The organism is Priestia sp. YIM B13491 (assembly GCF_042787605.1).
In the GTDB taxonomy this organism is placed as follows: Bacteria; Bacillota; Bacilli; order Bacillales; family Bacillaceae_H; genus Priestia; species Priestia megaterium_E.
In genome coordinates this window covers 55,782-75,506 of record NZ_JBHZOR010000010.1, presented here as the reverse complement: position 1 = coordinate 75,506, position 19,725 = coordinate 55,782, and the positions used below count along the sequence as shown (strand labels likewise).

The 19,725-nt window shown below is 32.9% G+C and carries 20 protein-coding genes; 8 read left to right on the top strand and 12 right to left on the bottom strand.

The features are described from left to right. Positions 1–250 precede the first annotated feature (250 nt). The 6 genes from ACFX4E_RS24545 (at position 251) to ACFX4E_RS24520 (ending at position 5,086) form a co-directional block, all read left to right on the top strand. Positions 251–391, top strand: a complete 141-nt coding sequence (locus ACFX4E_RS24545; RefSeq protein ID WP_080743162.1) for an FbpB family small basic protein — start codon at positions 251–253, stop codon at positions 389–391. Positions 392–529: 138 nt separating this feature from the next. Continuing rightward, positions 530–694, top strand: coding sequence for a hypothetical protein (locus ACFX4E_RS24540; protein WP_180229526.1), 165 nt, complete (start codon positions 530–532; stop codon positions 692–694). Positions 695–2,437: 1,743 nt separating this feature from the next. Further along, on the top strand, positions 2,438–2,878 hold the full coding sequence (locus tag ACFX4E_RS24535; RefSeq protein WP_098525963.1) for an aspartyl-phosphate phosphatase Spo0E family protein: 441 nt from the start codon (positions 2,438–2,440) through the stop codon (positions 2,876–2,878). Positions 2,879–3,201: 323 nt separating this feature from the next. Continuing rightward, positions 3,202–3,723, top strand: coding sequence for a hypothetical protein (locus ACFX4E_RS24530; RefSeq protein ID WP_377579922.1), 522 nt, complete (start codon positions 3,202–3,204; stop codon positions 3,721–3,723). 330 nt (positions 3,724–4,053) lie between these two features. Then, complete coding sequence (locus tag ACFX4E_RS24525) at positions 4,054–4,698, top strand: DUF7010 family protein (RefSeq protein WP_377259500.1); 645 nt, start codon at positions 4,054–4,056, stop codon at positions 4,696–4,698. A 118-nt stretch (positions 4,699–4,816) separates the two neighbouring features. Continuing rightward, on the top strand, positions 4,817–5,086 hold the full coding sequence (locus ACFX4E_RS24520; protein ID WP_377239017.1) for a YesK family protein: 270 nt from the start codon (positions 4,817–4,819) through the stop codon (positions 5,084–5,086). Between the two features lie 245 nt (positions 5,087–5,331). On the opposite strand, the gene ACFX4E_RS24515 is transcribed toward ACFX4E_RS24520, so the two are convergent. The 11 genes from ACFX4E_RS24515 to ACFX4E_RS24465 form a co-directional block, all read right to left on the bottom strand. Then, complete coding sequence (locus ACFX4E_RS24515) at positions 5,332–6,165, bottom strand: hypothetical protein (RefSeq protein ID WP_377259502.1); 834 nt, start codon at positions 6,163–6,165, stop codon at positions 5,332–5,334. 468 nt (positions 6,166–6,633) lie between these two features. After that, positions 6,634–6,963: a pyrophosphohydrolase domain-containing protein gene (locus ACFX4E_RS24510; RefSeq protein WP_377256611.1), complete on the bottom strand. Its 330-nt coding sequence runs from the start codon at positions 6,961–6,963 to the stop codon at positions 6,634–6,636. A gap of 153 nt (positions 6,964–7,116) precedes the next feature. Continuing rightward, positions 7,117–7,587 carry a DinB family protein gene (locus ACFX4E_RS24505; RefSeq protein WP_274157558.1) on the bottom strand — a complete coding sequence of 157 codons (471 nt, stop codon included), beginning with the start codon at positions 7,585–7,587 and terminating at the stop codon, positions 7,117–7,119. Positions 7,588–7,631: 44 nt separating this feature from the next. Continuing rightward, complete coding sequence (locus tag ACFX4E_RS24500) at positions 7,632–8,801, bottom strand: cysteine desulfurase family protein (RefSeq protein WP_377259505.1); 1,170 nt, start codon at positions 8,799–8,801, stop codon at positions 7,632–7,634. Between the two features lie 2 nt (positions 8,802–8,803). Beyond that, positions 8,804–9,208 carry an iron-sulfur cluster assembly scaffold protein gene (locus ACFX4E_RS24495; RefSeq protein ID WP_377256617.1) on the bottom strand — a complete coding sequence of 135 codons (405 nt, stop codon included), beginning with the start codon at positions 9,206–9,208 and terminating at the stop codon, positions 8,804–8,806. A gap of 1 nt (position 9,209) precedes the next feature. After that, positions 9,210–10,379, bottom strand: coding sequence for a LuxE/PaaK family acyltransferase (locus ACFX4E_RS24490; RefSeq protein WP_043980822.1), 1,170 nt, complete (start codon positions 10,377–10,379; stop codon positions 9,210–9,212). Continuing rightward, positions 10,376–10,642: an acyl carrier protein gene (locus ACFX4E_RS24485; protein WP_043980824.1), complete on the bottom strand. Its 267-nt coding sequence runs from the start codon at positions 10,640–10,642 to the stop codon at positions 10,376–10,378. The genes ACFX4E_RS24490 and ACFX4E_RS24485 overlap by 4 nt, the downstream gene beginning before the upstream one ends. Before the next feature lie 33 nt (positions 10,643–10,675). Then, positions 10,676–11,713, bottom strand: a complete 1,038-nt coding sequence (locus ACFX4E_RS24480) for a flavin-containing monooxygenase (RefSeq protein ID WP_377256620.1) — start codon at positions 11,711–11,713, stop codon at positions 10,676–10,678. 81 nt (positions 11,714–11,794) lie between these two features. Next, positions 11,795–13,564, bottom strand: coding sequence for a fatty acyl-AMP ligase (locus ACFX4E_RS24475; protein WP_377256623.1), 1,770 nt, complete (start codon positions 13,562–13,564; stop codon positions 11,795–11,797). Between the two features lie 48 nt (positions 13,565–13,612). After that, entirely contained in the window at positions 13,613–13,945 is a 333-nt protein-coding gene (locus tag ACFX4E_RS24470; protein WP_043980830.1) for a carboxymuconolactone decarboxylase family protein, read from the bottom strand. Between the two features lie 783 nt (positions 13,946–14,728). Continuing rightward, positions 14,729–15,337, bottom strand: a complete 609-nt coding sequence (locus tag ACFX4E_RS24465) for a TetR/AcrR family transcriptional regulator (protein WP_377256626.1) — start codon at positions 15,335–15,337, stop codon at positions 14,729–14,731. A gap of 189 nt (positions 15,338–15,526) precedes the next feature. On the opposite strand from ACFX4E_RS24465, the gene ACFX4E_RS24460 reads away from it, so the two are divergent. Continuing rightward, positions 15,527–16,708, top strand: coding sequence for a YhgE/Pip domain-containing protein (locus ACFX4E_RS24460; protein ID WP_377259508.1), 1,182 nt, complete (start codon positions 15,527–15,529; stop codon positions 16,706–16,708). A gap of 308 nt (positions 16,709–17,016) precedes the next feature. On the opposite strand, the gene ACFX4E_RS24455 is transcribed toward ACFX4E_RS24460, so the two are convergent. Continuing rightward, positions 17,017–17,301, bottom strand: a complete 285-nt coding sequence (locus ACFX4E_RS24455) for an AbrB/MazE/SpoVT family DNA-binding domain-containing protein (protein ID WP_043980836.1) — start codon at positions 17,299–17,301, stop codon at positions 17,017–17,019. 742 nt (positions 17,302–18,043) lie between these two features. Between ACFX4E_RS24455 and ACFX4E_RS24450 the strand changes: the two genes are divergently transcribed. Continuing rightward, on the top strand, positions 18,044–19,678 hold the full coding sequence (locus ACFX4E_RS24450) for a glutamate/serine transporter AimA (RefSeq protein ID WP_377256632.1): 1,635 nt from the start codon (positions 18,044–18,046) through the stop codon (positions 19,676–19,678). The last annotated feature ends 47 nt before the right edge of the window (positions 19,679–19,725 follow it).

Genomic DNA, 19,725 nt, shown 5'->3' with positions numbered 1-19,725 from the left:
GTGTCATAATGTTGCCTCCTGCTGTGGAATATTCCACAAATGTATTACCTCTCTTGCCCAATCATACTATTTCAAGACAAAAACTTCTGTTTAAGGTTTTTTCTTCTCTCAATCTTATACCGAACAAAAACAAGTTAAATGTAGTGTAACATATAGAGATGTTGATAGCAAATAATTGCTTTATTCCATTTAACCGTTATAATCATACTTGTCTACGGACTAAACTAAACAGTGAGAAAGAAGTGCCATTATGAGAAAGTTAAAACCCTCTTTTCAAAACCTAGTCAATGAAAACAGACATAAAATACTAGAAGATAAAAAGGTCATGGAAAAGATTGAAGAAAAAATTGAAGCTCGCCAAGAGCAGGCTATAAAGATGAAAACGAAATAAAAGTAAAATAAAAACATCCTATCTAAACGGATGTTTTTTTGTATTGTACTGCTGTTGCATTTTTAGGTGAATGGCTTTTTACAGGATATTTCATCTGCTATGTCGAATCTAGCAAGTCAAAAGAAAGGGGCTGTTAATATGAATTCAAAAGAACAAAAGAGGTTGGCAACTACTAGAAAACAAATGGAAAATGCTAAAGAACAAACTGATTTATCTTCCGAGTTAGAACAAGACTTAGAAAATTTAGGATTACAACGACGAATGAAGCAATTAGAGTTAGAAAGCAAGTTTCTAAAAAACTAGAATGATGAACTACTTTAATTCACAGCACCCATTCAGGGGTGCTTTTTCAACATTTTCACCTTAGAACCCACTATCTATGGTCAATATTTTCTCCAAGGGTAAACAAATAAAAAAGGTATTTTCCTCTCTTTTTATGTAACGCAGCTCTTTCTATCTATGTATGTTTTATAATGCAATTCCATTAATCGCTATTTAATTTAAATCAATATGTTTCTTTTTCAAAATAAATCTTTGATAGTCAAGATTACTTGATCTACAAAGGTTAATTCACACTTATATCTCTTCCACTCCTTCTCATAGTTAACCTCAATATGACATCCAAAAAAAAGAGCTAATCGTCTAATTGAACTATCTTTATAATGGCTTCCTTATGCTTCTTCTTAAATTATAGTATTAAAACACAACAAAATTTGACAAAATAAAAACCTTAAACTTATTCTATACTTAAAGATAAACTCAAGGAGTTGAGTTATAACATAAATGGATAACATGCAGCGCTTTATAGAGTTAGTTTTACAGTTTGAACAATCCTTAAATAGAAAGCTAACTAATCAAGAAAAGGAATTCCTAATGTGGGTTGTAAAAAAGGAAAAACAGATAGAAGCATAATTCTGAATTAATTACTCCTATCTGTTTTAGTAATGAAGGGTAGAGCCCTTCTTTTCAATTCTTCTTCGAGAATAAGAATGTTTGATCATTTAATTTCTCCTGTACCTGTACAAACCCTCCCATAACAAGTAGCTCTAAATGTGTTGTATTATCTTCTATCCCAAAAGCTTTACATAATTCATATCGAATTTTCACACGTCCTAATCCGTCTAATTCCCTTACAATACCTGTTCTTTTTATTTTATCTGAATTAAAACCTTTGTTCCACTCGGCAATTGATTGAATTGATAAGATATCAAAGAACCTGCGCTCCGATTATCAGCAGGCTTAGCATACTCAATTTCTGCACCTGTTCCTCCCTTATCACAAAATGTCATTGAATATTCATCTCTATCATAACCTTGCTTAGTAGGAAGCCCCTTTAAAGATTAGCTTCTGTTCTACTCTGCCCATCAGGATTAATTGTACAAATAGCTGACTTACCTTTATTAATGGTATGTTCAATATGTGCTGCGGTTTTAGAATATTTATCAGTCGGAAAATAGAACACTTTGTCTATCATAGGATGTGTTACTCTCTTGTGATGAAGAGAATAAATCCTTTAAGTCAATGCTTTCTACGTCAGTCACATAAGCTACAATCAACAAAATAAAAATAATCCAGTATATGATTTTTTTCAATCTTCTCAACTCCTTCGCTAAAAACAGTATTATGAGAAACGCTCAGAATTGCAATGAATGGACAATGACCCGCGGAATAAAGAATATTTTCTTCTAGTAGCTTCTCAGTAACAACACTTCAACACTTATGCACCAGAATCCCCTTAACTATGTATAGTTAATTTATGATTGAGGTTTTCCAATATAGATAGTCCCAAAAAGTACACCTTTTGGACTGTGAAAAAATGACTTGAAAAACAGCTATCCCATTCGAAAAAGTATACTTTTTCGAATGGGATAGCTCATTAATGTCTAAAATTTTTGTATTTTCTTGTAATTTTTTGATATCTTTTGTAGAAACCGTTTTCATTCTATCTTATATTGCTCATAATATTTTTTATTGGCTCTATCTTTTTATTATAGACCTACTAAATTCCCTAGAAACTGAAAAATTTCGATGAGGTGAGAAAAAGCTATGTCAATGGTAATCAATTCAGTAGGTCAAATAAAGGACTTACGAAAATGCATTGCAAAAAAAAGGAAAGAATTAATTGATCTAGGTAGTAATTATGGACTTTTAGATAAAAAAACAATTAAGTGTAGTCAAGATTTGGACAAGCTTATAAATTTGCATATGAAATCTTATTCTAGTTCAACTAACATGTTTTTAGATTACGGAGGGGATTTATCTAGAATGAGACACTCTTATCGTATTTATAAAGTTAGTAATTTTAAATATGAGGTAAAAGCCGTTGAGCTTGCAAGAAGTAATATTCGTTTTTGTTCTGCCCAATTGATTGCTCATTCAAATCTAGCAACATTTGGAGTATGTACTGCTTTAGTTCTAGTTGGTAATGGAACTAAAGCAGGTTTTGTTGCCCTTCAGAATTTACGAAAGTTAACAACTCATTCGTGAAAATCTATCTTTTCTAACGCTTAAAACTAAATTTATAAGTACTTAAAAAACATCGGATTAGAAAAAACTGATACTAATTTAACTTTTCCTAATGAATTTTGTTCCTTAACTTCACAAGTACCATTGTTATATAACCACAAAACAGTATAATTTTTTTCTTGAAATATGACATTACAACCGACCTTCAATAATTATCCTTCCAAGTGCAAGGTTTTCTAAATAATCCTTTAAGGATACTGATTCATCAGTGTTCTTTTTTATTTTGAGAAAACAGGGAATCTTTTAAGACTCGTCGTATTCATATAGATAAAGAGGTGGTTGAATTGAAACAATTAATTATCAATAATGTTGAATTTAACGTTGAAAATTTCGAAGAAAAAACAATTACACATTCCACTACAGGTGAGCAGCTAAAAAAGATTGGGTTTGCATTTTCGGTTATAGGAAAAAAAGAGTATAACTTATATGACTTATTTTTTGAGAGCCCCGATTTTGAACTTACTATTGTTGATACAAATGAGAAACTTAAAATGAAAAATATTTCACACAGTACTTTTTATCAAGCAGCAGAGATATCAGATGACACAAAAGTCGTATTTAGAATTAAGTTACAACAAGAACCAGCCAAAGAAAAAGAACTTACAAAAAATCAGAAGTTGATGGTTAATGCCGTAAATGAGGTTGTTTTATCTAGAGTAAGATTTAAAGCGTTAGAAGAAATACTAGAAGAAAAAGGATTAATCAAAGGTGATGAATTATTTGATAAGATTGAAAAAGTAGCTAAAAGAGATTTTGACACGTTAAAGAAAGAAGTGCTGGATGGTAAAGAAGAAATAAATACGTAAAAGCACCCCTATTTTATCAAGGTACTTATTTATTTTTCCATAAAGAGCCTTTTCGTATATTATTTCTAATAAAATCCATTATGGTAACTAAAGATGTATACCATAGAAAGCTTAAAAACAGAAAAAACAACTGGATCCAATCAGTTGTTTTTTCTGTTTCATGAATGATAATCAATGTTTAGCTGATGTTACAGAGCGTCTTGAGTAGTTTGCTCAATAAATAAATTTTTATTCATCATAGATAGTTTCAATAGAATAAGTTATACAATTGGCTTATAAATTATAAATATAGGACAAATTAGATTGAAATAAAAAAGGAGGTTATAATATATGGACCCAGCTACTATTCCCAGAGCTGCTGTGCGTGGTACAGCTTCTGGAGTTATCTTCATGGCATTTTTCGGTACTCTTTGGGCAGGAATTGGAATTAGAGGAATGCAAGGGTGGGAATTTCCTGTACTTATCACCCTATCTTTATTGATTGGAGTCGTATTATTTATCAGTGCAATTGCATTAATAAAGAATTCTCGTCAATTAACTAATGAAGTAATTAAAAAGGATGGGGCTCGTTGGAGAAAAAAGAATAGATGGTTCGGTATTATTTTCAGCTTAGAAGGTCTTTTTATTGCTATTGCTGCTTTTATTTGCGTATCTACTAATCACTTAAATTTGTTTGTTCCTGTTATGGCTCTTATTGTCGGTGCTCATTTTTTCCCTCTAGCATCCCTGTTTCAGGTTCCAATTTATTATATTACGGGGACACTTCTTTGCTTACTTGCAACTATTGTCATGTTAACTTTTCCTGTAAAAATAATAGTAAGCGATCATCAAATTATGGCATGGTGGGTATCTGTAGGTTTTGGCTCAGCTCTAATATTATGGGGAACTGGAGTAATAGTTTGCCTCAGAGGATTTAGGCTGCTTAGTATGGCCCAGAATGGAGCTGAAAATAATAAAGTATCTACCCGATTATAGTGTGCTTTTTGCTACCGGCAATCGGTTTTATGTTAACTAGCCTTGTATGTCATATACATAGTAATTTCACTCAATATTATTGCTAAAATGGAATTAAAAGGATAAAAGGGGGTATTCTATGGATGTTAAGATCATTTTAGGAACGATTATAGCTGCTTTAATATTGGCGTATATATTTCATTCGCTTCAAAGAAAAAGAAACTCTGATAAACACATAGGGGATAAAGTTTTTAACATTGGATTTGTCATTTCTTTAACTGTAATTGCAATTAGCATTTTGGTAGTAGGCGGATGGGATGGAATGGCTTTAGGAGCACTAGGAGCTTATTTATTGTTCCCATCATTAAGTGGACTTATTTTTACTAAGCTTTTGATCAGATATAACTAATAAAGTGTTAAGCATATTTGAAGCCTTTAGATTTATAAATCTAAAAGCTTTTTTGTACCGATAACTGTCATTATGGTAACGGAACATGTATAGGTTATGCAGTCTAAAAATAGAAGGAACTACTGCTCCTCAAAAGTAGTTCCTTGCTGTAATATAAATGTATTTTGGGTGATCTAATTTATCTGAAGTAGTTTATACAGAAAAAATAATTGATGAATAACTTACAGAGACAGATTCTTTTTTAGTTATTTACTAACTTCCACTACGAATGGAACTATAAAGACTTTGTTACTGCGCTGAAACTCTCCCCAAATTTTATAGACGCCAGGTGAAGGAAATGTTGTATGGAACATAGCATTAGACCCTTTTATCCTTTCATCCATCGGATGTACGTGCAGATATTTTGTTGCATCTTGATTCAAAATGACAACGTGTCCTACAGCTCCAAGGTATGGTTGTAAATCCTGAATAGGTTGTTTGGTTTTAGCGTCTTCAAAATGAAAATTTAGCATAGTTTCCTGATTCGCTTTTAGCTGTCTATCTATTTTAAGAGACACTCGATTCCCGTTCTCAGTTTTTACCAATTCCTTATCAGGTGTAAGGCTAACAGGAACTGGTGTATTTCCTTTAACAGAAACCGTATGCATTTGAACTGTATCCGATTGTCCTTTCGGTACAAAGTCAGCAATTAACTGAAATGATCCTCCCTGAGTAAACGTAACAGGTACTGTGAACACACCTTTTCCCTTATAAGTAGGATGGATATGTTGATATTTTGACAAGTCTTTGCTTGCAACAATCAGATGCATTTTCTTTTCTTGATTCATCTCAAATTCGGAAATAGGCTTCCCTTTATTATCTTTAATTGTGATTGTTAACTGGTTGGTTGTATTAGTCTGAGGAGACTGTTTAAACTTCCAATCGGTTTGTACTGCGACTTGTTGTTTTTCTTTTAAAGAATCATTATGGTTCATGTTTGCCATGTCTTGTTTTATCTGCTTGTATTCAGACTCCTTATTACATGCTACCAAAGCAATCATAGTTAAGAGAGATACCACGACAAATAGTAACTTTTTCATATCTACACCCTTTCATTGTAATAAGTACTGCTGTCCCCTATTTATATCAAATGGATGTGGAGAAACTATGCAGACCTATCCATACAAATATAGCCTCTATACTCAAACACAGAATTAAGTAAAAATCGATAAGTAATTACGTAAACTTACTTATAATAAATTGTGTTTAATAAAAATAAGAAATCTTAAGAGGCATGCGTATTAATACGCATGCCTCTTAAGTGAGCTTTCATAAAAAATTCCAAAATATAAATATCAGATAATGCTTATAGGGTTTGTCAAAAATTATTTTATCAAATAAATGCCGACTGTTAAATATGGAAATATAATCAATTAAATAGGTTTATTTGGATAATATTAGTGAATTAGATACAATTACATAACTAGAAAGGTGTATAAAATGACTATCAACTATACTTCCGCCGAAAGTATAGTTGATACTGTTTCACAACGTTAATGAAATTAAATTTACTCCTTCTTACGAACTTCCACTAAAAATAATTTTTTATCAAAGACGCCTCTTTTATCAGCTTTATGTCGTCTAAATCTCTCTAAATCTTTGATGGAAAATCCATGGCACTTTGTTAATCCATAGATTACTTCTAATAAATCTGCAAGTTCTTCTATAGCCTCATTTGAGTTAGAAGCTGCTAAATACTCATTTAATTCTTCCTGACTTTTCCTTTGAAGTTCTTTTAAATAATCCTGTTCTGTTAAAACTTCAACCACACACTCGCCTTCGGATTCTTGGATAATTTCGGGTATGCGGTCTCTAATTAGTTTATTGTAAATAGTCATATATCTTATCTCCTTTATAATTAGAACGTTTACTATACAGACGCAGCAGAACTATCTAAACAAAAAACAAGCCTTTGAAAACAAATGCTTGTTTTTGTTTAGAACTTATTAATATAAACTGTTAGAAGGTATTTTCATCTGTATCTACATTGATTAATTTTTTACATTTTCATATTCAACAACACGTTTCATTGCTTGAATGTGGCCTAAATGATTGGATTCATGTAATACAGCCAAACCTGCTAATTGTTCATAAGTATCAAAACCCATAAATGGTTTTTGAAGTGTTTTCTTTAATTGTTCATTTGGAATTTGCTGAAGACGAATGGACTGATCCTTGAGCTGAATAATCAATTCGTCTAAGCTAGGCACCTCATACTTCCAATCAGCTGGTTTTGTACCATTACTAAACAATTCGATATAGTTTGCTGGAAGGTAAGTCGTTTTTTCTGGAAAGCCAAACATTAATTGCTCAGTGAATGTTAATACATGACCAACATGCCAATGAATTGTATTGTTAAAACCATTTGGCTGAACACTCGCTACTTCTTTAGAAATAGATTCTACATTTCTTATAAAGTAATCCTTTGCCACTTTAAACTGCTTAAATACTAATTCATTCATGTAATCTCACTACCTTCCAATCATTATTTTTCACTTTAATATTCCTATACAGGTATTTGATATTTAGGTGAGAAAGAACGTAATCTAACAACAGAATGTTTTAAATGTCTAACTAGCTGATTTATTTCATCTTCAGTGGTTAGTGCTCCTATACTTATACGAATTGAGCTTCTAATCTCGTCATCTGTCTTTCCAATTGCTTTTAATACATGTGAAAGTTTTGATGACGTAGAGCTACATGCGGAAGCAATAGATACACAAATTCCCAATTCATTTAACATACTGGCTAAGGATTCCCCTCTAATCCCAGAAAATTGAATGTTTATTGTGGAGGGAACATTAGCATGTATGTCTCCGTTTATTAAACAATCCTCGATTTCTGCTTGGAGATTAGTTAAGAATAAGTCACGTAGGTACTCTGTCTTTGTGAAATTCAAGTATAGATCTTCTTGAACTATTTTTGCAGCAATCCCAAAACCGACAATACCTGCTACATTTTCTGTTCCAGAACGCATACCAAATTCTTGAGATCCTCCAAGGATAAGAGGAGGAATATTCACCTCTTCACGTAAATATAAACACCCTACTCCCTTAGGTCCATAAATTTTATGTGCTGACATGGATAAACTATCAATTGGAAGTTCCTTTAAATTAACTGTTATTTTCCCAACTGCCTGTACTGCATCGCAATGGAAATGAATATTGTGCTTTTTACACAGTTTACCTATTTCTTTTATAGGCTGTATAGACCCAATTTCATTATTTACCATCATGACTGCAACAAGAACGGTTTGGCTAGTTATAGCTCTTTCGATATCATTAAGACCCACAATACCAGCCGCATTGACAGGTATTGTGGTAATTTGAAATCCATGATGCTTTCTTAAGTAATCACAAGTTTTTAAGATAGCTGGATGTTCAATTGCACTTGTAATAATATGCTTCCTCTTTGAATTTTTAGCTGCTATGCCCTTTAATATAGTGGAATTTGCCTCAGATCCACCACTTGTAAAAAATATATTACTATCCTCAACACCAATAAGATTAGCTATATCTTTACGTGCTATTTCAATGGCCTCTTTAGCGCGATACCCTATAGAATAAGTACTCGACGGATTTCCAAAATGATTTTGAAGATACGGTAACATACCTTCTAGTACTCTTGGATCAATAGGAGTAGTGGCATTATAGTCAAAATAAATAGGTGTATGCATTGTTAAAATGCACCTTCCCCTTCAACCAGAAATTCTTTCTGTTCAAATTTCTTTTTTGTTGGATTTGCGCACTGATTTAAAATATTTAAAGCGATATCAACACAATGAAGCTGTGAAGGTTCTAACTCACCTAACCATTCAACAACATCATCGCGTATAATAGACGAAATTTCAGCTTTAGACATACTAACTATTTTTTCTGAAACAATACTTGCTGTAGCAATAGACGTAGAGCATCCATAAGCTCTATAAGCTACATCGGAGATAACCTCTTGGTTTAACCTTAAATACATGTGTACTGTATCACCACAAATAGGATTACTGATTTCGATCACATAGTCCGCATCTGCAAGTTCACCAATATTCCTAGGATTCATAAAATGGTCACAGATTATATCATTGAACATTTTAAATTCCTCCTTTGACAGCCATGCCTTTTTCTTTTTCTTCGATAAACTTTTCAAGGTTAATTGCACAACAACCTACTTCGACGCCTGGCATCCTTGAAATATATACTAACGTCTGTCCATTACGACCACATTCACAAGATGTATCTTTTCTTAAATAGCCAACATCTTCTGTCAGAATGAAGCCTGGATAAGAAATAGAAGTTGGGTCATAAATAGCAATAATGCCTCTTTCTCCATATTCAACTTCTTCTAAGACATTGTGTGGGTTACGCATAGAAACGTGGACCCATGGTGGAATATGTTTTTCTTGTTTATGGCATTCTACTGCAAGCATATTAGCTTCTACTAATCCATACATATCCCTTACATTGTATGATTGAACGCCTAAGTATTCATGACAAAGCTCATTAAATTCTGCTCGTGGAATTTCTTCACCAGTGAACTTTTTCCACCCTCCAAGCGTAATAATAAAGCTATTCTTTTCTAAATTAAGTTTAATATTGCGATCCATACAATATTTAATTAATCTATATACTAAAAATGGAGGGCCTACTATATGTCTAGTATGCTTTCCATCCCAACTTTGTAAGGCTTCTACAGCTTTTTCGGGGTTGAATGTTATTTTCTTTACTAAATTAACGCTACCATCTAATAAACCAGCAAAAACATTCAGTGCTTTTACCATTCCCATTTCAGGCATTTCTTCAGTTGGTGGGAAAAGGAATAATCCCATCCCTCTGGAGAACTTAAAGAACTCTCTATAGGTAGTTACAACACTATCAAATGCACTGTCCATCGTTAAACGATCACGACGAGATACACTAGGAATACCACTTGTCCCTGTACTTCTCATTTCGAATTCAACTTCGTTTAATTTCGATGTCATAAGAAGGTGAGAATCGCATTGTTTAAATGTTTGAACTGGAATTAAAGGGATTTTTGCTAAATCATTAAAATCCTTTATATCCTGATGGCTAATGTTTTTCTTCTTACATAAATCACGATAAAATTGGTTGTTTTCATAATGGTAGTTAAAGTTATCTGCGATAACGCTACCTTTATATTCATTTACTGTATCAAAAGGCATTTTATAAAGGTTATGAGCACTGCCGACTAATGTATTTAATGGGGATAATCCTAGTTCTTTTAACTGAGTAGATAAGTTCATTTAATAGCCTCCTTAGTGTTCTGAGCTTGTATTTGTTTTACTAACAACACAACGTCCTCAATCGTTTTGCACCAGCCATAGTCCTCAGTTGGAATGCTAATATCTAACTTTTGCTCTAAATCTAAAACAAGTTCTAGGCGATCAGTTGAATCCAGTGATAAATCTCCGGACAAATTGCTATCTATTTTAATATCCGTTTCTTTTAAAGGTGAAAAAACTAAAATAGACCCTCTTATCATCGTAAAAATCTTATCGTTTTCCATAGTTAGAACCCCCACTAAAACTTTTCATATCAATTAAGTTATATGATTTGCCAAGAACTTGGCGTCTTCTCCAACCCCTAATAATAAGGCGGAACCTCTTCGGTATTGCCATGATAACCCTAGAAAGTAAAGACCCTTTTCTTTTGTTATGCCTCGATCATGAATCACATTATTGTTTTTATCAATTATATTAAGGACTTCAATCCATTCGTAATCATTGTGGTAACCAGTGGCCCAGATGATATTCTCTGGTTGGACTTTCTCGCCATTTTGACAAATTAAACTCTTACCGTCTGCCTTTGAAACTTTTGAAACCTTGTTAACAGCTCCTCTACTTAGCAGTGGTTTTAACTCTTTTCCTATAATTGGATCATTTTTTTTCATAAACTGCCCCAATTTTGAATGGATAGTTGCTTTTGATACTCCAAGCACTTGGAACCACCAAAAAATACTCCTATTCAGTAAGGTATAGGGTAGGAATTTCATTTGTTTACCTACAGATAGATAAACTTCTCTGCTTTCGGCTAACTCCGTTGCAATCTGTACCCCTGAATTACCGGCACCCACTACTAAAGTCATTCCTTCCTTTAATTGAGTTGGATTTTTATAATGAGCTGCATGAATCTGGAAAATGTCTTTTGAGACATCTTTCTCAATATCTGGTACAAAGGGTTTTTGAAAGGGACCAGTTGCAACTACTATATTTTTTGCTACATAATTTCCTTTACTGGTAACGAGGTGAAACTTCTTATTTTCTTTAAATAGATTAATAACTGATGTATTCAGTTGGACTGGAAGATCATAATAACGACTGTAGTTTTCTAAATAATCCGCAATCTCATCTTTGTTAGGGTAACCATGTGGTGGCCCTTCTACATTCATTCCCGGTAGAGCGCTATGAGATCTAGGTGTAAACAAGGTTAAAGAATCGTAACGATGACGCCAAGAGTCCCCAACTCTACTATTAGAGTCTATAATTAAAAATGAAAGAGATTTTTGTTTTAAATAATAGCCAATAGCTAGTCCTGCTTGCCCGGCACCGATTACAATTGTGTTATATGAATTTCCCATTTAACATCCCTCCTTCAACAATAGTAAGTACATTATGCATAGTAGGATGAGTTTATTAGGAAAAGAGGGAAAAGAACGAATTTAATTATGCCACACCTCTAAACCATTATTTAAATACGCGTTTTTACAAGCACTTCTTTGGATTTTCCCACTAGATGTTTTTGGTATACTGCTAGTCTTTAAAAGGTAAATAGTGTATGGCTGAACTTCATGTTCCTCCATTACTTGTTGACGGATGTTCCTTAAAACACTGTCTAAATAACCTTTTAATTCTCTTTCTTTGTGTGGTCTAGGCCTATATTTACGTTCAATTTCGGCAACTATAATCAACTTTTCTTCCCCATTAATATCAACAGAGAACGCAGCACTGGCTCCTGAAATAATAGCTTGATCTGCTTTTTCCACAGTTAATTCAATATCTTGTGGGTAATGGTTTTTCCCTCTTAATACAATGACATCTTTTAGTCTACCTGTTACAAAAAGCTGGCCTTCATGAAAAAATCCTAAATCCCCAGTTCTTAAAAAGCCATTTTCATTTGTGTCTTTTACTATATTATTAAACGCATAATTTGTTTCTTGTTTCCGTCCAAAATATCCTTTTGCTATACTGTCTCCTTTGACCCAAATTTCACCTATTTCATTTGATGCACACTTGGATAAGGAATCAGTATTAACAATTTCTACTTTTTGATTAAGCCAAGTTATACCACAACCAATTAATTTTACTGAATCTTCAGAATTTATGGGTCGCTCTATAGCTTTATTTTCTAAAAGACTTTCTTTGCAAAAGCCTTTGGAGACAGGCTTTGTTAATTTTTCATTACCTGTTATAAATAAAGTTGCCTCAGCCATACCGTAGCACGGAAAAAATTGATTTAGTTTAAAACCACAATCTTTAAAAGCCTGGGCAAACTTTTGAATAGTTTCATACCGCACGGGTTCAGCCCCATTAAAGGCAACTTCCCAACTACTCAAATCAAGCTGCACCTTTTGTTCATCTGTAATCTTTTTTAGACATAAGTCATAAGCAAAATTGGGTCCACCACTAATAGTTGCTTTGTACTTTGAAATAGCACTTAGCCATCGAAAAGGTTTTTGTAAAAAATCCATTGGCGACATAAATACACATTTAGCCCCAAGATATAGTGGTTGTAGAATGTTACCTATTAACCCCATATCATGATACATTGGTAGCCATCCGAGCATGACTGTATCCTCGTTATGCTGACAAGCTGCTTTGATCATGGCTTCATTGTGCAAAATATTACCATGAGTGACCATCACTCCTTTAGGAGAAGATGTAGATCCTGAAGTATATTGTAAAAAAGCTAAAGATTCTTTATCTACCTTTGGTTGTGACCACTGATCTCGATAATCATAAGATATATCGTCAATCGGAATCCACTTTAGATTCATATTTGATAGTTCATCTGAGAAATGAAAACTTATTTTTGAATGCAGTTGAGTAGTTGTCAAGATGATATTAGTAGCTGAATCATCCATAATTGCTTTTAAACGTTCCATATTTCGACTTAACCCGGGAGGGTACACAGGTACGGGTATTACATTCGCATAGATACATCCTAGAAAGGCTTTAACATAGTCTATCCCCGATGGATACATTAAAAGAGCTCGTTGTCCTTCTAAACCTAAATGTTGTAGGTAAGCAGCGATTTGCTTAGCATACATATGAAGTTCTTGATAGGTAATATTAGTTTCATCTTGGTTATCATTAGATAAAAATGTGTAGACTACTTTTTCAGGATGTATCATCACTTTATGTGATAACAAGTCTATCATTGAAGAATAATTACTTTTTGGAATAGTAGGATTGTCTATCAACTTTTCCATGCGGTCTACACCTCTTTTTAGTGTTCTAAAATCACAAAATCAAAAATTCTACTCTCTTTCAAAGGCATTGATGGCGTTTACGCTATGACTAATTGCAGCACCAGCTTTAAGTGCAGCTGCTACAGTCACTGCTTCTAAAATCTCATCCATAGTTCCACCTAGTTTTTTATACTTAGCTACATGAGCTTCAATGCAATATGGACATCCTGTTGTATGAGCCACGGCAATAGCAATCAACTCTTTTGTTTTAGGAGGAATCGTACCCGTATTAAAGACTTCATGTTCAAACTGCATAAATTTTGCTGCAACCTTTGGCGATCTTTCCTTTAATTCACCTAATCTATTTAAATATGATTTTTTATATAAAGTATCGTCTGACATCTTTTATTTCTCCCCTCATTGTTCAAATATAAGTAACTATCATGAAGAATAAAACAAACTACTTTAAAATAATAAAAACTTATTTAATCGTCGGACGATTTTCCCACCCCTTTTTCATAACGGTAAAATTTCACTAAGTCGGAATAGAAGAAAATTAACCTATAATTACCTCTATTTGTAAAAAAATCAGCTACAAATGGATTCTACAAACAATATTTTGGGTTGTCAATTACTTTATTTGAAATTTAAGAATAATTTAATAACTATTTTACAAGACTTTTAGGAGGTAAACTAAAGGCTATTCATTCACTAAGATAAGTACATTATTATGCTTAAAATTATATTAATAAAATCAAAGCAAGACTTATTTCAGGAGGTATTTTTGGGAAGTTTTAAAAAAATAAGTGGACTATAAGATATAAGAAAGTTTAGATGTTTTTTTAGGGCAGATGAATCTTTATTTAAAAGTGAGAAATTCACTATGTATAATATGTCTCTATAACACTCAAATGCTTTTTTGAATGTTAAAACATATGACAACGCTACCATTTTCACCAAAAAAGAATGTTACAAAAAAAATTTTAAAAAATTAAATTTACATTTGGAAATGAAGGTAAAAGATGAGAATGATAGTGTGAGGGATTATATCTATCTGCATTCAAGATCTCTTCTAGAAGTTATCCTAGATATAATCCCATTTTTTATAAAAGCCTAGGTGATGCTAATGTTTTTAAAATTGCTTATTGAAGTAAGTTTGGAACTCTTTACAAGTTAAATTTTATCTTATGCTTCAATTTCAAAACCTGAAGACTGTAATGGACCAATTGTAATTAAGCTAACTAACTGCACTGCCATATGTTTAGGAGAGTAGACTAAATCATTATTAACCCACCATTCTACAGTACCAATCAATGCTGAAGAAATGAAATGTATTAATAATTCTGGAGGAGTTGGAAATTTTTGTTCTTGTAAATTTATTGTGGCGAATTCTTTTCTGAATTTCTCTAGAATAACCCCTTGCATTTTGCCATTAAATCCATGTACCCCTTTTTCACTTAACATAATTTGATAAAAAGTAGCATGGTGGAAAATATTTGTGAATATAGCTTCAATCATTGATTGAAACTCTGATATTTTCACCCTTTTCTTTTGAATGTATATACAAGGGTTAATAATATCTGTTAGTTCCTCAAAAACTTCGTCAATTAATTTATCCACCAAATCTTGCTTATCTACATAGTGAAGATAAAAGGTAGCCCTGTTAATTAATGCATTGTCTGCAATATCCCTAATGGTAATAGATTCATAGCCTTTCTCTTGAATTAAATCAATAAACGATTCTTTAATCATTTTTCGTGTTCGAATAACACGCAAATCTGTTTTCTTTAACATTTTTTCATCACCTGTCTATGATTTCATTTTTAATTAACACTTAGGACTCATGTGTTGTATATATAACAAATAGCGCAATATTGATTATTGCGTATGTGAGAATAAGGAATATAATTACATTGTATATAACAGGGCGTTTCTTATGCAACGCTCTGTCGATAAAAACAAGATGTTCAGGAGGGAGATTACGTGTGCGTATTTAAGAGTTTTTTTTCACAAAAAAGATTTTGGGGGAGCTTACTAGGAATTATCATTGTCGTTATGATTTTCAGTATTGCTTTCATAGGATCAATTGTTAATCCCACTCCGAAGGACTTGCCTGTTGCATTGGTGGTAAATGATAAAGGTGCTGAACTGCCTAATAAGACAAAACTAAATGCTGGTGAGGAATATAGAGAAGCGTTACTAGATAATAAAGATATTCCCTTTAAGTGGTCAGTGATTGACACAAGAGAAGACGCTATCAGTGCAATGAATGAAAAGAAATACTATGCGACTATTGTCATTCCAGAGAGCATGTCTCAACAAATTATGTCACTTCAATCCCCTTCACCACAAAAGCCAGAGATAGAGGTAATTATTAATCAAGGAATGCATTACACGGCTTCTAATACAACAAAACAGGTTATCGATCAATCGCTTTCTAAAATAAATGGTCAAATTCAGGATACAGTTTTTACCCAGTTAGAAGCTAAAAAAGCTACTATTACTCCTTCGCAAGCAAAACTTTTGAGCAGCCCTTTACTTGTGAAGAATGAAACCATTAACGAAGTTGGAGATCACACAGCCAATGGGAATGCTCCTGTTTTATTTACACAGATAATATGGATCGCGGTCATTATTAGTTCTGTTATTCATTTTGTTATTATGAAGAAGGTTACAAATGACCGTATAAGTACCCGATCTGTTTTAGCTCAATTAGTTGCAGGACTACTATTTGCAACAGCCATTGCTTCTACAGTCCTTTTATTTACTGATAATGTATTAAACGTTAATATATCTGACTTCCAGGCAACATTCTTATTTTTACTTTTTACTGCATTTATGTTTTATTTACTTCAAAACGCTATTTTAAATTGGTTAGGATTAGTAGGGGTTCCACTATTTATCTTACTTTTTCTCTTCTCAATTCCGGTATTAAATTTGCCTCCAGAGTTTCTACCTACAGTAACTCAAGATTGGTTTTATTCATGGGTTCCCTTTAAATATAGCGTAGAAGGTCTACGTAACATCTTCTACTTTGCAGGGCATGCTATCGAAAGCTATTTATTTGTTCTAGGAATGATAGGTGTGGCTTCATTTATAATCATGTCACTTTCTATACTCAAAACAACAAGTAAAGAAAAACCAAGGGTGGCTGTAGAAAAGTAATTTTTATTTATTAATAAAAAAAGACCTTGAGAAGAGCAAGATATATAACTTACTCCTCTCAAGGTCCTATTTGTTTTAATTAATCTTTTGATATCTTTAATTACATGTGAGCTATAAGCCTATACTTGATCTTAAACTTCAGGAGTTGGTGTTGGTTTTTTATAACCACTTTTATATAAGTCTACATATGAAACCTTAGCATATTAATGTGTGAATATAATACAGTAGTAAGTCGCATTGTAACGTAAGAGCCGACCCAAATATTTTGAAAGGAATGTAGCTCCTAGAAGGTGAAAATGAAAGAATGGTCATTCAATCTGTTTTTTCATATCAATTAATTGTTGTAATAAAATCTTTTCTCCTTCTGAGCTTAGCACGATATTACCTAGATACACTTTATTTTTATCACTTACCTTACCAGTGATAGCACAGGGTTTACTTTCACCACATTTTTCGATAATTATTGTTTCATTTTCTATAAACATTTCCACATAACTCTCACTGCCTTTTATCCCTAAGGTTCGTCGTAGTTCACTAGGGAATGTGACACGTCCAAATTTGCCTAGACCCTTAATCAGCCCTATTTTCTTCATTTTCTCACTCCTAATTTAAATTATCTTTCAATTTAATAATGGTTATTAATTAATTGTATTTTGGTGAAAAATTATCTCCGTAAGAGAATTTTTTGCTGGAGTAATTCCCATCTCGAAAATGTATTATATTACCTTATTATCTTTTTCTTTTAATAAAAGTAATATATGAATTTAAACTAATAACAAAGATTTATTAAGCCTCATTTTATGATACAAACTACAGAATTAAACAAAAATCTACATAAAAACCAATAATATCCATTAAATTATTTATATGTAAAAAATATTTAAATCCATATATGATAACATTAAATGTTTCTATATCTAAATAATGGAGAATAAGCACTTCTTTCTTATCGAATCATTCACAAAAAATAATTTAGAAAATTTTTAATTTTTGTCGTTTTCTGTATGATTATATAGTTCCTAGTATAAATTAAAGATACGATGTCGCTGGAGAAAAATGAAAGCGTTTAATACTAGTTTATCTTTTCTTAGTTCCACTTCAATGGAGTGAAGATATTTATAAACTAACTACAGAAAAAAAGTTGCTCTCATTGTATCCTTATTAATGACTTAAAGGAGTATCACTATCTCTTCGAATTACGCTGATGTATCCACTCCTTTTGAAGCTAAGCAGACTACAATATCTACTATAATCCTTCCCTTATAAAGAAAGGGATTTTGGAGGATGTAATAGTCTTTCTATAATTACTACAACTTATATGAGAGAGGTTAAAAAATGAATCATTTACATCGCAGGATGGGAACTTTTTCTTTAACAATGGTTGGACTAGGTTCAATCATTGGTTCAGGTTGGTTATTCGGGGCATGGAGAGCAGCTCAAATTGCTGGACCTGCTGCTATTATTTCCTGGATTATCGGTATGATTGTTATTTTATTTATTGGACTTTCTTACAGTGAGCTTGGATCTATGTTTCCAGAAGCAGGAGGTATGGTTAAATATACACAATATTCTCATGGATCATTTCTTGGATTTATTGCTGCTTGGGCAAACTGGATTGCTATTGTATCTGTTATCCCAGTTGAAGCTGTTGCATCTGTACAATACATGAGTTCTTGGCCCTGGGAATGGGCAAAGTGGACAAGTAGTTTAGTGAAAAATGGCACGCTTACTTTACCTGGATTAGGCATTGCTTCTGCTTTATTACTTATTTATTTCTTACTAAATTATTGGACAGTAAGTCTCTTTTCCAAAGCAAATTCACTCATCACAATCTTTAAGATAGTGATTCCTGGCTTAACAATTGGATCACTTCTATTTGCGGGTTTTCATAGTGGAAATTTTACGTCTGGAGAAGGCATCGCGCCAAATGGTTGGGCAAGCGTACTGACGGCGGTAGCAACGTCCGGTATTGTATTTGCATTTAATGGTTTTCAAAGCCCTATTAATATGGCTGGAGAAGCAAAGAATCCTGGGCGTTCTATTCCATTAGCTGTAGTAGGATCGATTCTAATTGCTACCGTTATTTATATCTTATTACAGGTGGCATTTATTGGGGCAGTTTCTCCTTCTATGGTTGTTCATGGATGGAGTCACCTTAATTTCAACTCTCCATTTGCTGATTTGGCTATTGCTTTAGGTATTAACTGGCTTGTGATTGTATTGTACGCTGATGCATTTGTTTCTCCTTCTGGAACGGGAATCACCTATACGGCTACTACATCTCGTATGATATACGGTATGGAAAAGAATAAATATTTACCTGGTGTTTTAGGGACATTGCATCCTATTTATGGTGTGCCACGTCAAGCAATGTTTTTCAATTTAGCAGTATCATTCATTTTTTTATTTCTCTTTAGAGGTTGGGGTGTATTAGCTGAAATTATTTCAGTTGCGACATTAATCTCTTATATTACAGGGCCTGTTACAGCTATGACGTTAAGAAGAACGGGGAAAGAATTCTATAGACCATTACGTCTAAAAGGATTAAGTATTATTGCACCACTGGGTTTTATATTTGCGTCATTAACTCTTTACTGGGCGAGATGGCCACTTACAGGACAGGTGTTATTCATTATTATAATGGGTCTTCCTATATACTTTTATTATCAAGCAAAGTTGAAATGGAAGGGATTTCAAAAGAACTTCCTAGCAGGACTTTGGATGGTTACTTACTTATTATGTATGATAGTTATTTCATATTTAGGAAGTGAAAAATTTGGTGGAATAAATGTTATTCCATACGGTTGGGACATGCTGATCATTACATGTTTGTCTCTTGTTTTTTATGTTTGGGCTGTAAAGAGTGGATTTAAGACAGAATACCTCAAGGAAGCCACCAAAGTAAATGAAGAAATGAGATTAAGGGAGAGAACAATAGAATCTCAATTAGATAAAGAAAAAGTTGTATAAAAATTGATTTCTAGTACCAGTATTTTATAAGTATGTGGAGATAGTTG